17 protein-coding genes and 1 other RNA gene are annotated in these 14,906 nt (G+C 29.8%); 16 read left to right on the forward strand and 2 right to left on the reverse strand.

Annotated features, from left to right (window positions below):
• Positions 1-171: 171 nt before the first annotated feature.
• The 8 genes from ACTG45_RS05565 to ACTG45_RS05600 all read left to right on the forward strand — a co-directional run bounded on the left by ACTG45_RS05565 (position 172) and on the right by ACTG45_RS05600 (position 8,294).
• A complete protein-coding gene (locus ACTG45_RS05565; RefSeq protein ID WP_021383893.1) occupies positions 172-1,308 on the forward strand; it encodes an acyl-CoA dehydrogenase in 1,137 nt (378 codons plus the stop codon).
• Between the two features lie 58 nt (positions 1,309-1,366).
• Positions 1,367-2,149 carry an electron transfer flavoprotein subunit beta/FixA family protein gene (locus ACTG45_RS05570; protein WP_021383832.1) on the forward strand — a complete coding sequence of 261 codons (783 nt, stop codon included), beginning with the start codon at positions 1,367-1,369 and terminating at the stop codon, positions 2,147-2,149.
• 18 nt (positions 2,150-2,167) lie between these two features.
• A complete protein-coding gene (locus ACTG45_RS05575) occupies positions 2,168-3,178 on the forward strand; it encodes an electron transfer flavoprotein subunit alpha/FixB family protein (RefSeq protein ID WP_021383864.1) in 1,011 nt (336 codons plus the stop codon).
• Between the two features lie 18 nt (positions 3,179-3,196).
• A complete protein-coding gene (locus ACTG45_RS05580; protein WP_021383809.1) occupies positions 3,197-3,994 on the forward strand; it encodes an enoyl-CoA hydratase-related protein in 798 nt (265 codons plus the stop codon).
• A gap of 99 nt (positions 3,995-4,093) precedes the next feature.
• A complete protein-coding gene (locus ACTG45_RS05585; protein ID WP_021383883.1) occupies positions 4,094-4,939 on the forward strand; it encodes a 3-hydroxybutyryl-CoA dehydrogenase in 846 nt (281 codons plus the stop codon).
• Positions 4,940-5,020: 81 nt separating this feature from the next.
• Positions 5,021-6,196: an acetyl-CoA C-acetyltransferase gene (locus ACTG45_RS05590; RefSeq protein WP_479919990.1), complete on the forward strand. Its 1,176-nt coding sequence runs from the start codon at positions 5,021-5,023 to the stop codon at positions 6,194-6,196.
• Between the two features lie 177 nt (positions 6,197-6,373).
• Complete coding sequence (locus ACTG45_RS05595) at positions 6,374-7,276, forward strand: RluA family pseudouridine synthase (RefSeq protein ID WP_479919991.1); 903 nt, start codon at positions 6,374-6,376, stop codon at positions 7,274-7,276.
• A 13-nt stretch (positions 7,277-7,289) separates the two neighbouring features.
• Entirely contained in the window at positions 7,290-8,294 is a 1,005-nt protein-coding gene (locus ACTG45_RS05600; RefSeq protein WP_479919992.1) for a nucleoid-associated protein, read from the forward strand.
• Positions 8,295-8,442: 148 nt separating this feature from the next.
• Here ACTG45_RS05600 and acpP read toward each other — a convergent pair whose 3' ends face one another.
• Positions 8,443-8,670 (reverse strand): acyl carrier protein, encoded by a 228-nt coding sequence (gene acpP / locus ACTG45_RS05605; RefSeq protein ID WP_003418905.1) that lies wholly within the window; start codon positions 8,668-8,670, stop codon positions 8,443-8,445.
• A gap of 171 nt (positions 8,671-8,841) precedes the next feature.
• On the opposite strand from acpP, the gene ACTG45_RS05610 reads away from it, so the two are divergent.
• The 5 genes from ACTG45_RS05610 to ccpA all read left to right on the forward strand — a co-directional run bounded on the left by ACTG45_RS05610 (position 8,842) and on the right by ccpA (position 11,485).
• Positions 8,842-9,267, forward strand: a complete 426-nt coding sequence (locus tag ACTG45_RS05610; RefSeq protein ID WP_021383900.1) for a hypothetical protein — start codon at positions 8,842-8,844, stop codon at positions 9,265-9,267.
• Between the two features lie 47 nt (positions 9,268-9,314).
• On the forward strand, positions 9,315-9,521 hold the full coding sequence (locus ACTG45_RS05615) for a hypothetical protein (protein ID WP_009888870.1): 207 nt from the start codon (positions 9,315-9,317) through the stop codon (positions 9,519-9,521).
• Between the two features lie 281 nt (positions 9,522-9,802).
• Positions 9,803-9,982: a hypothetical protein gene (locus ACTG45_RS05620; RefSeq protein ID WP_021383870.1), complete on the forward strand. Its 180-nt coding sequence runs from the start codon at positions 9,803-9,805 to the stop codon at positions 9,980-9,982.
• 34 nt (positions 9,983-10,016) lie between these two features.
• The gene (locus ACTG45_RS05625) at positions 10,017-10,217 is read left to right on the forward strand and encodes a hypothetical protein (protein ID WP_021383905.1); all 201 of its coding nucleotides are present in this window, start codon (positions 10,017-10,019) and stop codon (positions 10,215-10,217) included.
• Between the two features lie 245 nt (positions 10,218-10,462).
• The gene (gene ccpA, locus ACTG45_RS05630) at positions 10,463-11,485 is read left to right on the forward strand and encodes a LacI family transcriptional regulator CcpA (RefSeq protein WP_479919993.1); all 1,023 of its coding nucleotides are present in this window, start codon (positions 10,463-10,465) and stop codon (positions 11,483-11,485) included.
• Positions 11,486-11,610: 125 nt separating this feature from the next.
• On the opposite strand, the gene ACTG45_RS05635 is transcribed toward ccpA, so the two are convergent.
• Complete coding sequence (locus ACTG45_RS05635) at positions 11,611-12,009, reverse strand: hypothetical protein (protein WP_021383849.1); 399 nt, start codon at positions 12,007-12,009, stop codon at positions 11,611-11,613.
• A gap of 211 nt (positions 12,010-12,220) precedes the next feature.
• Here ACTG45_RS05635 and ACTG45_RS05640 point away from each other — a divergent pair, with 211 nt between their 5' ends.
• The 3 genes from ACTG45_RS05640 (at position 12,221) to ACTG45_RS05650 (ending at position 14,843) form a co-directional block, all read left to right on the forward strand.
• Positions 12,221-13,132, forward strand: a complete 912-nt coding sequence (locus ACTG45_RS05640) for a hypothetical protein (protein ID WP_479919994.1) — start codon at positions 12,221-12,223, stop codon at positions 13,130-13,132.
• Between the two features lie 115 nt (positions 13,133-13,247).
• A non-coding RNA gene (ssrS, locus tag ACTG45_RS05645) (6S RNA) lies at positions 13,248-13,428 on the forward strand.
• 182 nt (positions 13,429-13,610) lie between these two features.
• Complete coding sequence (locus tag ACTG45_RS05650; RefSeq protein ID WP_479919995.1) at positions 13,611-14,843, forward strand: exosporium morphogenetic protein CdeC; 1,233 nt, start codon at positions 13,611-13,613, stop codon at positions 14,841-14,843.
• Positions 14,844-14,906 lie beyond the last annotated feature (63 nt).

The raw sequence follows: 14,906 nt of genomic DNA on the forward strand, positions 1-14,906 counted from the left end.
TAATTAAATTAATGTCATAATTGGTTAGCATAATTACATATAAATATAGGGCGGACTTTAATTACGGTTATAAATTTCTCGACGTATATTCAAATACTTTATTATAGATGCTGCCGAGATTTTAATTAATAAATGAAAATAAAATATTTATAAAATACTGAGGAGGCTATTATGGATTTAAATTCTAAAAAATATCAGATGCTTAAAGAGCTATATGTAAGCTTCGCTGAAAATGAAGTTAAACCTTTAGCAACAGAACTTGATGAAGAAGAAAGATTTCCTTATGAAACAGTGGAAAAAATGGCAAAAGCAGGAATGTTAGGTATACCATATCCAAAAGAGTATGGTGGAGAAGGTGGAGACACTGTAGGATATATAATGGCAGTTGAAGAATTGTCTAGAGTTTGTGGTACTACAGGAGTTATCTTATCAGCTCATACATCTCTTGGTTCTTGGCCTATATATCAATATGGAAACGAAGAACAAAAACAAAAATTCTTAAAGCCATTAGCAAGTGGAGAAAAATTAGGAGCTTTTGGTCTTACTGAACCTAATGCTGGTACAGATGCATCTGGACAACAAACAACTGCTGTTTTAGATGGAGATGAATACATACTTAATGGCTCAAAAATATTTATAACAAATGCAATAGCTGGTGACATATATGTAGTAATGGCAATGACTGATAAATCTAAAGGTAATAGAGGAATATCAGCATTTATAGTTGAAAAAGGAACTCCTGGATTTAGCTTTGGGGTTAAAGAAAAGAAAATGGGTATAAGAGGTTCAGCTACTAGTGAATTAATATTTGAAGATTGTAGAATACCTAAAGAAAATTTACTTGGAAAAGAAGGACAAGGATTTAAAATAGCAATGTCTACTCTTGATGGTGGTAGAATTGGTATAGCAGCACAAGCTTTAGGTTTAGCACAAGGAGCTCTTGATGAAACAGTTAAATATGTAAAAGAAAGAGTACAATTTGGTAGACCACTATCAAAATTCCAAAATACACAATTCCAATTAGCTGATATGGAAGTTAAAATACAAGCGGCTAGACATCTTGTATATCAAGCAGCTATAAACAAAGATGAAGGAAAACCTTATGGAGTAGAAGCAGCAATGGCAAAACTATTTGCAGCTGAAACAGCTATGGAAGTTACTACAAAAGCTGTACAACTTCATGGTGGATATGGATACACTCGTGACTATCCAGTAGAAAGAATGATGAGAGATGCTAAGATAACTGAAATATATGAAGGAACTAGTGAAGTTCAAAGAATGGTTATTTCAGGAAAATTATTAAAATAGATAAATATTAAAATATACACAATAGGTCGATATTAAAATAGATATGGAGGAAGGATTTATGAATATAGTCGTTTGTATAAAACAAGTTCCAGATACAACAGAAGTTAAACTAGATCCTAATACAGGTACTTTAATTAGAGATGGAGTACCAAGTATAATAAACCCTGATGATAAAGCAGGTCTAGAGGAAGCTATAAAATTAAAAGAAGAAATGGGTGCTAATGTAACTGTTATAACAATGGGACCTCCTCAAGCAGATATGGCTTTAAAAGAAGCTTTAGCAATGGGTGCAGATAGAGGAATATTATTAACAGATAGAGCATTTGCAGGTGCTGATACTTGGGCGACTTCATCAGCATTAGCAGGAGCATTAAAAAATATAGATTTTGATATTATAATAGCTGGAAGACAGGCTATAGATGGAGATACTGCACAAGTTGGTCCTCAAATAGCTGAACATTTAAAACTTCCATCAATAACATATGCTGAAGAAATAAAAACTGAAGGTGAATATGTATTAGTAAAAAGACAATTTGAAGATTGTTGTCATGACTTAAAAGTTAAAATGCCATGCCTTATAACAACTCTTAAAGATATGAACACACCAAGATACATGAAGGTTGGAAGAATATACGATGCATTTGAAAATGATGTAGTAGAAACTTGGACTGTAAAAGATATAGAAGTTGACCCTACTAATTTAGGTCTTAAAGGTTCTCCAACTAGTGTATTTAAATCATTTACAAAATCAGTTAAACCAGCTGGTACAATATACAATGAAGATGCAAAAACATCAGCTGGAATTGTAATAGATAAATTAAAAGAGAAGTTTATCATATAATTTAAGGGGGGATAAAGAATGGGTAACGTTTTAGTAGTAATAGAACAAAGAGAAAATGTAATTCAAACCGTTTCTTTAGAATTGCTAGGAAAGGCTACAGAAATAGCAAAAGATTATGATACAAAAGTTTCTGCATTACTTTTAGGAAGTAAAGTAGAAGGTTTAATAGATACATTAGCACATTATGGAGCAGATGAAGTAATTGTAGTTGATGATGAAGCTTTAGCATTGTATACAACTGAACCATATACAAAGGCAGCTTATGAAGCAATAAAAGCAGCTGACCCAATAGTTGTATTATTTGGAGCAACTTCAATAGGTAGAGATTTAGCTCCTAGAGTATCTGCTAGAATACATACAGGACTTACTGCTGACTGTACAGGACTTGCAGTAGCTGAGGATACAAAATTATTATTAATGACAAGACCTGCTTTTGGTGGAAATATAATGGCAACAATAGTTTGTAAAGACTTTAGACCTCAAATGTCTACAGTTAGACCAGGTGTTATGAAGAAAAATGAAATTGATGAAACTAAAGAGGCTGTAATTAATCGTTTTAAAGTAGAATTTACTGAAGCTGACAAATTAGTTCAAGTTGTAGAAGTAATCAAAGAAGCTAAAAAACAAGTTAAAATAGAAGATGCTAAGATATTAGTTTCTGCTGGACGTGGAATGGGTGGAAAAGAAAACTTAGATATACTTTATGAATTAGCTGAAATCATAGGTGGAGAAGTTTCTGGTTCTCGTGCCACTATAGATGCAGGATGGTTAGACAAAGCAAGACAAGTTGGTCAAACTGGTAAAACTGTAAGACCAGACCTTTATATAGCTTGTGGTATATCTGGAGCAATACAGCATATAGCTGGTATGGAAGATGCTGAGTTTATAGTTGCTATAAATAAAAATCCAGAAGCCCCAATATTTAAGTATGCTGATGTTGGTATAGTTGGAGACGTTCATAAAGTACTTCCAGAACTTATCAGTCAGTTAAGTGTTGCAAAAGAAAAAGGTGAAGTTTTAGCTAACTAATTTCTTGGGGAGGGTATTATGAGTACAAGTGATGTTAAAGTTTATGAGAATGTAGCTGTTGAAGTAGATGGAAATATATGTACAGTGAAAATGAATAGACCTAAAGCCCTTAATGCAATAAATTCAAAAACTTTAGAAGAACTTTATGAAGTATTTGTAGATATTAATAATGATGAAACTATTGATGTTGTAATATTGACAGGGGAAGGAAAAGCATTTGTAGCTGGAGCAGATATTGCATATATGAAAGATTTAGATGCTGTAGCTGCTAAAGATTTTAGTAGCTTAGGAGCCAAAGCTTTTGGAGAAATAGAAAATAGTAAAAAAGTAGTAATAGCTGCTGTAAATGGATTTGCTTTAGGTGGAGGATGCGAGCTTGCAATGTCATGTGATATAAGAATTGCATCTGCTAAAGCTAAATTTGGGCAACCAGAGGTAACTCTTGGAATAACTCCAGGATATGGTGGAACTCAAAGACTTACAAGACTGGTTGGAATGGCAAAAGCAAAAGAATTAATCTTTACAGGTCAAGTTATAAAAGCTGATGAAGCTGAAAAAATAGGGCTAGTAAATAGAGTTGTTGAGCCAGAAGTTTTAATGGAAGAGGTTGAGAAATTAGCTAAGATAATAGCTAAAAATGCTCAGCTTGCAGTTAGATACTCTAAAGAAGCAATACAACTTGGTGCTCAAACTGATATAAATACTGGAATAGATATAGAATCTAATTTATTTGGTCTTTGTTTTTCAACTAAAGACCAAAAAGAAGGAATGTCAGCTTTTGTTGAAAAAAGAGAAGCTAACTTTATAAAAGGGTAAAAAATCTAATTAAAAATATATTTGCTGTTAACTAGATTGAATCAATATTTTAATCTAGTTAACAGAATATAAATACTAAAATAACAGGAGGTTATAACTATGAAATTAGCTGTAATAGGTAGTGGAACTATGGGAAGTGGTATTGTACAAACTTTTGCAAGTTGTGGTCATGATGTATGTTTAAAGAGTAGAACTCAAGGTGCCATAGATAAATGTTTAGGTTTATTAGATAAAAATTTAACTAAGTTAGTTACTAAAGGAAAAATGGATGAAGCTACAAAAGCAGAAATATTAAGTCACGTTAGTTCAACTACTAACTATGAAGACCTAAAAGATATGGATTTAATAATCGAAGCATCTGTAGAAGATATGAACATAAAGAAAGATGTTTTCAAATTATTAGATGAATTATGCAAAGAAGACACTATTTTAGCAACAAATACTTCATCTTTATCTATAACAGAAATAGCTTCTTCTACTACTAGACCAGATAAAGTTATAGGAATGCATTTCTTTAATCCAGTTCCTATGATGAAATTAGTTGAGGTTATAAGCGGACAGTTAACATCAAAAGTTACTTTTGATACAGTATTTGAATTATCTAAGAGTATCAATAAAGTACCAGTAGATGTATCTGAATCTCCTGGATTTGTAGTAAACAGAATACTTATACCTATGATAAATGAAGCTGTTGGTATATATGCAGATGGTGTTGCAAGTAAAGAAGAAATAGATGAAGCTATGAAATTAGGAGCAAACCATCCAATGGGACCATTAGCATTAGGTGATTTAATAGGATTAGACGTTGTTTTAGCTATAATGAACGTTCTATATACTGAATTTGGAGATACTAAATATAGACCTCATCCACTTTTAGCTAAAATGGTTAGAGCTAATCAATTAGGAAGAAAAACTAAGATAGGATTCTATGATTACAATAAATAAGAATTTAGAAATTTAAATAGTATTGTTTAAAAAACAATTTCGATAATCTGATAAAAATCTAATTTAACGGGGGTAATGAATATGAGAGAAGTAGTAATTGCCAGTGCAGCTAGAACAGCAGTAGGAAGTTTCGGAGGAGCATTTAAATCAGTTTCAGCAGTAGATTTAGGAATAACAGCGGCTAAAGAAGCTATAAAAAGAGCTAATATAACTCCAGATATGATAGATGAATCACTTTTAGGAGGAGTACTTACAGCAGGTCTTGGACAAAATGTAGCAAGACAAATAGCATTAGGTGCAGGAATACCAGTAGAAAAACCAGCTATGACTATAAATATAGTTTGTGGTTCTGGATTAAGATCTGTTTCAATGGCATCTCAACTTATAGCATTAGGTGATGCTGATATAATGCTAGTTGGTGGAGCTGAAAACATGAGTATGTCTCCTTATTTAGTACCAAGTGCTAGATACGGTGCAAGAATGGGTGATGCTGCTTTTGTTGATTCAATGATAAAAGATGGATTATCAGACATATTCAATAACTACCACATGGGTATTACTGCTGAAAATATAGCAGAGCAATGGAATATCACTAGAGAAGAACAAGATGAACTAGCTCTTGCAAGCCAAAATAAAGCTGAAAAAGCTCAAGTTGAAGGAAAATTTGACGAAGAAATAGTTCCAGTTGTTATAAAAGGTAGAAAAGGTGACACTATAGTAGATAAAGATGAATATATAAAAGCTGGTACTACAATAGAAAAACTTGCTAAATTAAGACCAGCATTTAAGAAAGATGGAACAGTTACTGCTGGTAATGCATCAGGAATCAATGATGGTGCTGCTATGCTAGTAGTAATGGCTAAGGAAAAAGCTGAAGAATTAGGAATAGAGCCTCTTGCTACTATAGTTTCTTATGGAACAGCTGGTGTTGACCCTAAGATAATGGGATATGGACCAGTTCCAGCAACTAAAAAAGCTTTAGAAGCTGCTAATATGACTATAGAAGATATAGATTTAGTTGAAGCTAATGAGGCATTTGCTGCTCAATCTATAGCTGTAGTAAAAGACTTAAATATAGATATGGCTAAAGTTAATGTTAATGGTGGAGCAATAGCTATAGGGCATCCAATAGGTTGTTCAGGAGCAAGAATACTTACTACACTTCTATATGAAATGAAGAGAAGAGATGCTAAAACTGGTTTAGCTACACTTTGTATAGGTGGTGGAATGGGAACTACTCTAATAGTTAAAAGATAGTTTTAGATGATAATTTTAAAAAATTAAATATTTAATTATGAATGTAACCTGTAAGAGTAACTATTTGTTATTCTTACAGGTTTTTATAGTTAAAAATAATTATTATCTATTAAACAAAAATAGTGTAAAATATATAATATCATGATTTTGAAGATATAAAAGAAAGTAGGTAAAGGCTTGTTTAAAAAAGAAAATCAAAGATATAATATAATATCATATACAAATGAGGAAGAAATGACTTTAAAAGAAGTTTTATTGGACAAACTAAATTTTTCGGTTAGGTCATTATCAAAAATGAAGAGAGAAAAGAGTGTTTTAGTAAATGGAGTATATAAAAAACCAAGTGTAAAAGTATATTGTGGTGATTTAATAGAGGTAAAAATAGAAGAAGAAAAAGCTAGATTTGAGCCTCAAGATTTAAATTTGCAAATAATATATGATGATTTTGATATAATCATGGTAAATAAACCTCCATTTATGGTAGTTCATCCAACCAAAAGTCACTATGATAAAACAATAGCAAATGGTATTAGTTACTATATAGATAGTAAGAAAGAAAATGTAAAAATACGATTTGTAAATAGGTTAGATATGAATACCTCAGGACTCGTTATAGTAGCGAAAAATGCTTATGCACATCATACTTTGTCTATAGCAATGAGTGAAAATAAAGTTAAAAAAACGTATATAACAGTAGTTGATGGAATTATAGAAGAAGATGAAGGAACTATAAATGAGCCAATCTATAGACAGACAGAAGATTCAATAAAGAGAGTAATAGATAAAAGAGGACAGGCATCTGTTACTCATTATAAAGTGGTAGAAAGATTAAAAAATGCAACTGTACTAGAAGTAAGTTTAGAGACTGGTAGAACACATCAAATAAGGGTGCACATGGCTCATATAGGGCATGGAATAATAGGTGATGAGTTATATGGTTGTGTAGATGAAAAACTTATAGATAGGCAAGCACTTCATGCTTATGAGTTAGAGTTTGAGCAACCAAGGACAAAAGAAAAATTGAAATTTAAAGCGGATATACCAAAGGATATGAAAGAGTTAATATCGAAATTAAGATAATGGGGTGATATATATGATAATACATAAATTTATAATACATGTTTTGGACAAAAATAGTGATGTTCCAATATTAAATGACTTTGAAGGTAAAGTTAACCAAGAGGTGGATGGCTTTTTTCAAAAAGCTATAAAAAGAATTGCAAAGGATGAAGATTTAAGAAAAGGTATTTTTAAAGATTATAATGATAATCTAATTAAGAACTGTTGTGAACAAATAATATATGATGAAAGTTCTTTTTTAAAAAACTCTAAAGAGATTGCATCTTACCTGTTTGATGTTATGAAAATTAATGCTGCGCTAGAATCTTGTGATTTAGCAATCTGTTTATATACTATTAAGGATGAAAAGAGTGTAGCTATATTAAAATTAGATTATAAAAAGTTATATACTCATTCAATTGAATTTGTGGATGATAAATTTAATATTCAAATGGTTTCAAATGAAATTGGTATTCCAGAGACTCTAAGACAAAAGCAAGGTGCGTTGATTAGTTTAAGTGGAATAAATGATGAGTTTCATCTAAGACTTTTAGATAAAGATGCAGAAAAAGAAGGTTCAGAATCAAAATTTGTGACAGAATTTTTAAATGCTAAAAAAATCGATGATGATAAGTATAAGACAAAAGTATTTAAAAATACAGCTGAAAATTGGATAACAAATGCTCTTAGTAATGATATAAAACAGGCAGAAGATGTAAGAAGTATATTAAATTATACATTAAAGGAAAAACATGAGGTTGATATAAATGACTTTGTTGATAATTCAATTAAGGATGATGAGTTAAAGGATAGCTTCAAAGAACATATGGAGGAAAAAGGTCTTGATGAATGTTTTAGTATAGATAAAAAATGGGTTGAGAAAAAGCTTAAAAAAAGAAGTATAAAAACAGATAATGGATTTGATATAAAAGGAAATTTAACTGATTTTGAAGACCCAATGAAATATACTGTAAAACAAAATCAAGATGGAACTATCGATATAGTAATAAAAAATGTAACATTTTATGAAGAAAAGTAACTTTAATTTGAGTAATTCATATACTCATATATAAAAATTGAATATTTTCTATAATTGTAAATAAACGTAATGTAGTCTGTGTAAACTTCGATATAAATTATTATGTAGAAGTATACACAGGCTATTTATATTTGTAGACAAAACAATACTATTTGTTTTCTTCGATATATTTACATATATCACCAATACATTTAAAATTCTCAGCTTCTTCGTCTGGTATTTCTATTCCAAATTCGTCTTCAAGGGCCATTATAATTTCAACAGCATCTAGTGAATCAGCTTCTAAGTCATCCATTAAAGATGCTTCCATAGTTATCTCATCTAAATTGTCTACCCCTAATTGTTCTGCTATTATTTCTTTTATTTTTTCAAACATTTTAAGCCTCCTAAAGCAGTTTTAATTAATTTTAATGTTAGTTTAATATAATATCGAGATTTTTTCAATATGGAATCCATAAAAAATAATAAAATTTTATAAAGGTAGTAATAAAGTCTTATTTGGTGAATAAACTTTATTGATAACAAATATAACTTAGGAGGAAATGCTATGAAATATGTAGGACTATTACTAGCATCAGTAGGAATGTTTTTACTTGTAGCAGTAAATTTTTATTATAATTCAATAACTTTAGATATGCAACGTATAGAGGATTATGTAATGGAGACCAATTTAATACTTGAAGATGTGGCTGAAAAAGATAGTTATGTATCTAATGAAAAAGAAGATTACATATCAAGATTAATGCATGTAAAGAAAGGGATAGAAAACTCAAAAACATCATTCTTGATAGAAAGATATAAAGAATACAAAGTAAAATCAATAGAGAGTTTAATTTATACTATATCAGAAGAGAAAAAAGATTATTTAGATGAAGTTGATAGATACAATAAACTTGGTGAAAAAGAAATAAATAAACTAATCAATAAAAATTTTTTAGAAGTAACTTATCTGTCTATTACTACATATATTTAATTAAAGAGACAGAACTTAGTCTCTTAATGATTCAAGGAGGATTAGTTATGACAAAATTAGAAGACAATATGGAACGTTTCTTTGGAGGATGCGAAGGATTTTTTGGTAATAAAATGTTGATAATAATAGTTATAGTATTCTTATTATTATGTACAGACATTTTAGAAGACTTATTATGCGATGACAATATATGGATATGGGTTATACTAATAGTATTGTTGTTATTTAACTTCGATGATGGTTGTTGTTGCTAAAAAATATTGATTATTAAATAGGCAAAGCCAGTAACTTATACAAGTTATGGTTTTGCCTTTTTTAGTTTAGATTAGAAATTTAATACTTCATTATAAATAAAATACTCTGTAAAGTGCTTGTTTGCCATATCTATAGTCTGTATGAATGTACAAACTTTATTTTTTTAGGATAAGAAAAAATTAAAAAAATAATAAAAATACATTAGCAAAATGGAAACCAAATGCATAGTATATGTTAGGAGCGAAAAGCTCAACAAAATATCAACAGGAGGTAACGTGGAATGTTAGATAGATTCTTTGGAGAAGAAGGATGTTTTGGTGGAGGAGGATGGTGGATAATAGTACTATTCTTCCTATTTTTAGCTTTTGGAGATAGCTGGGCAGAATTTGACATAATGTCATGGATACCATTCCTAATAGTTTTATTAATACTTTGCTGCTGTGGTGGATGCTTAGAGTAAAGATAGTAGTTACTAAAAAAAGGAGGGCTTTGTTATGTTAGATAGATTTTTTGGAGAAGAAGGATGTTTTGGTGGAGGAGGATGGTGGATAATAGTACTATTCTTCCTATTCTTAGCTTTTGAAGATTGTTGGAGAGATATAGACATAATGTCATGGATACCATTCTTAATACTATTATTAATAACTTGTTCATGTGGTGGATTCTTTGAAGGTGATGGAGGCTGCGGTTGCTAGGATTAAACCGTTGCAATGTAAAAATGCTGGTATTTTATACCAGCATTTTTTTATTTTGTTTTTTAATATGATTTAAATTAATAATGAATATTATTAAATTTGTTGAATATAGGGTATAATATAAAATATAATGTATTTAAATGTACTTGCTTTTATGGTAAAATAAAAACTTATATAAATATAGTTAAAATAGGAACCTTCACAAATTGGGTTCAGTTTTAGATAAATTTAGTAAAATAAGGAGGATGAAGATGAAAGGTAATATAACGATAAAAGATGTTGCTAAACAAGCAGGCGTGTCAATATCTACAGTATCTAGAGTTATAAATGATTCAAAACCTGTGACTGATGAAGTCAAACAAAAAGTTTTAGAAGTTATAAAAGAAACAGGATATATACCAAATCCGCTTGCAAGAAGTTTAGTAACTAAGAAGAGTCAATTAATAGGGGTAATAGTTCCAGAAGTTTCAGATTCTTTTGTTAATGAGATATTAAATGGGATAGAGGAAGTTGCTAAAATGTATGACTATGATATTCTTTTAGCTAATACATACTCTGATAAAGAACAAGAACTTAAGAGTATAAATCTATTGAGAGCAAAACAAGTGGAAGGTATAGTTATGATTTCATGGGTAGTTGAACAAGAACACATCAACTATATACAAAATTGTGGTATACCAGCAACATATATAAGTAAAACTGCTAGAAATTATGATATATATACAGTAAGTACTAGTAATAAAGAGGCTACTTTTGATATGACAGAACATCTTATAAAGAAAGGTCATGAAAAGATAGCTTTTATAATGACAAGTAAAGATGATACTGTTTTAGAGATGGAGAGACTTTCAGGTTATGAGAAAGCACTTTCAAATAACAACATAGAATTAGACCAGAGCTTAATTAAATATGGTGGAACTGATTATGAAAGTGGATACAATAGTATGAAAGAATTATTAGATGATGGAATAATACCTCATGCAGCTTTTGTAACAGGTGATGAGGCCGCTATAGGTGCTATAAACGCCATCTGTGATGCTGGATATAAGGTTCCAGAAGATATATCAGTTGCAGGATTTAATGATGTTAAGATAGCTAAAATGTATAGACCTAAACTTACTACAGTATATCAACCTTTATATGATATGGGAGCAGTAGCAATAAGAATGGTTATAAAATTAATAAATAAAGAAATAATTGAAAATAAGAAAATAGAATTACCTTATAGAATTGTTGATAGAGAAAGTGTTATAGAAAGAAAAAAATAAAACCATTAAAATCAATCAGGTAGTGCTTTAAGCACTACCTGATTTTTTATGTCAATAATATCAAATTTAAAAATAGTTCAGTTGAAAAAATAATTGTCATGAATATCTAAATAATTTATTTTTATTTATTCATGAGGATTGGACTTCTTAGTTTTTTTAAATAAACCTTTAGATTTTTTTTGTTGACCATTTGGTGTATTTTTTGGTGCAGGGGAACTTGGTTTACCTTTAGTAGGTTTAGTTTTCTTACTTTTAACTGCTTTAGTATCTCTTTGAGTTTCTGCATCTGAGATTTTTTCCATTATATTATCTAATTTTTTGCGTTGATTTTCATCTAAAAATGCTTTGAATTTTGATACTACTTCATCTCTTCCATCTAAGTTTTTACCTATTTTTATAAGTTCCTCCATAAGTTCATTTTCTGATTTTCCTTTGTAATTATCAGCAATCTTTTCTATCTTATCCTTATCAATATTTTTTTGTTTAGCCATTTTTTCTAATGACTCTGTATCTAATTTTTTCATAAAAAAACCCCTTTCTATAAATATATATTGAATTATATTCATACTATTTATATATAGAAATAATATTGAAGTGGTGAATTGTGAGTGATATATAATATAAATAAAAATTCTTATAGATAATATATATGCACTGAGCTTTAAAAATGGAACATTAAAATATGAAAAACATACTTTAATATAGGGCAATTATATAATATAAGGGGGAATTGTCTTGAATAATTTACTATTTTTGATTGGAGTGATTGCATTGAGTAATGGTAATATCTCTATATTTGATGATAAAAATAAATCAAAAGGAAATAATAGAGTTAGAAAAAACAAAAAAAATGCAAATGATAAACTTTCACAGTCTACACATGGAAATTTAAGGTTTGATGCAAATGATATAAAAAGAGGCTTAAGGCTTATGGATTTAAGTGAAGAAGATTTAGAAATGGGAATGGAAATAATAACAAGAACTAAAAAATACATGTCAAGAGATGAAAGGAAAATACTAATAAAAATAGAGAGTGTTTTAGACTTGGTTAGAGGTATAAAAAAATTAAATAATATAGATGTAGTAGATTCGGAAGATGAAACAGATTTTTTCAGAAAAATGGATAGTGACGATAAAAAGAATATGATGATAAAAGAAATTATAGATGTATTCCCAGAAAAAAGAAAAAATTCGGTTGAGAAAGCTATAGGAATGAAAAAGAAAATAGATTTATTTGCAGAATTGTTTTTGCCAGATGACTTTGGAGAAGGTGGATTCAGTCTAAGTTCTTTGGCAAATATAAATAATCTTGGTAGTATGAATAATCTTAAATTATTGGGAAGTCTTTTAAGAGGTGATGATAGTAGTAACGATGATGATGAAGATAACAATGAAGAATTAGATTATGAGGAAGAAGAATTGGATAATGAAGATGAAGAATTAGATTATGAAGATGAGTTAACAGATGAAAATGAAATATATAATGATGAAGAAGAATCGATGGAAGAAGAGGAACTATACTATGAAAATGTCGAAAACGATGAAGATATAGTTTATGATGAAGAATTATATAATGTAAATGAGCAAAAATCTGAAAATAATTATAATGAAAAAAATACTAAAAATAGAACTAAGAGAAAGAGATAATTTAACTAACTACATAAAGAGAAAAGGAAGAAAAAGTAATACTAGAATAAGTTTATCTTAATTACTATATAAAACCACTTTAAAAAATTCGAAATTTATTATATAATAATAGTATGAAATCCTGAAACATACGATAAGGCTTTTTTAAATTCAACCTACAAATGAAATACGGGAGACCGTGTCTAGTAAATTATAACATGCCTGTTTAGTTTGGACGTTAAAGGTTACTGGCAAGTCACCCACCTGGGAGTGCCTAGGGTGTGAATTTACTTAGCCACCGGTGTTTCGGGACAAAAAAAGTGCTACTATTTCAAATAGTAGTACTTTTTTTATTAAAATGCATTTTTCTACTAAATATATCTAATTATTGATAAATTTAAAAAGCGAAGTAACAATTAAGTTTATAAGAGCATAGTATTAATTAGGCTTCAAAAAGCCGAGACTTAATTAGAATAGCTTACAGGGAGGGCAATGAAAAATGCAAGATTATAAAAAAAATAAAAGAAGAATGATAAATCAGCCAATGCCTACAATTAGTGAAGAAGAAGTGTATACAGAGGAAATGAATTCAGAAGATATGAGAGGATTTAAAAAATCACATCATCATAATAATGGATGTAATAATGATAATAAGTGTGAATGTCATGATGATTGCAAACCTAATCCATGCAATCCATGCAAACCTAACCCATGCAAACCTAATCCATGTGATCCATGTAAACCTAATCCATGTGATGACAATTGTGGATGCCATGACAATTGTAAATGTGATTGTGAACCATGTCAAATGGATTCAGATGAATGTTTTGAAAACAAATGTGGACCAAATTGCTGCAATCCTATATCACCAAGAAACTTCTCTGTATCAAATGCAGTGCCATTTGCAATAGAGGCTAATAGAATATTTGATACTATGCAATTCCAAACATTTACAGATGCAACTGGACCAAATGGAGAACCATTAACTTTTGAAACAGAAGTAGTAGAAGTATTTGGTTCAGTTCCAAGTGCAGGTCAAGCAAGTGTAACTATAGAAAAAATATGCTTAAGTAATGATGGAATAGTTATAGACACAGGAATGACAACTTTAGAAGATTTCGATTTAGATCCATTAGGAGATATAGTAGGAAGAAATTGTGAAACAACTTTTGAATTTGCAGTATGTGGAGAAAGAAACGCTGAATGTTGTAGACAAGGAAAAGGCAAATCAGTAGCTTATAAACAAAGAGGATTAACTGTAGCAGTTCGTAATTTAGTATTAGAGCTAAGAGGTAGATGTGGATGTACAGAATTCGTTGCATTAGCTTTCCCAGCAGTCAGAGCAGGAGGTGGATGTAAGAGAAGAGTTGATTATGTAGAATTTACTTTTAACACACTTTCAGCACCAATATGCTTACCAGCTGACGGAAGAGCTGTTACTTTAAGACAAGAATATCAAACTAACTTAACTGTAGATTGTATAGGAAAATCTATATTAAAATTAGAATGTAACGAATGTTGTGAACCTTTCTATGAATTAATAATACCAAATGATATAGATTTAGTACTTTGCTTACAAGAAACAGTTAGCACATTAATAAGTGAACAAATAGTAGTTTTAGCATCACCAAATCCAATCGAACCAAGACTTGTTGATACTTTCTCTAAAGTATGTGATTTTTCGCAATGTGGACCTAATAACGGAAGTGGTAAGCCTAGTTGCCACAGATAGATAGGTAGATATATAGACAGTTTAAATTATAAATAAAAATCATCTAAGGAAGGCTACCAATGT

The sequence above is a fragment of the Clostridioides sp. LIBA-7602 genome (assembly GCF_056688945.1).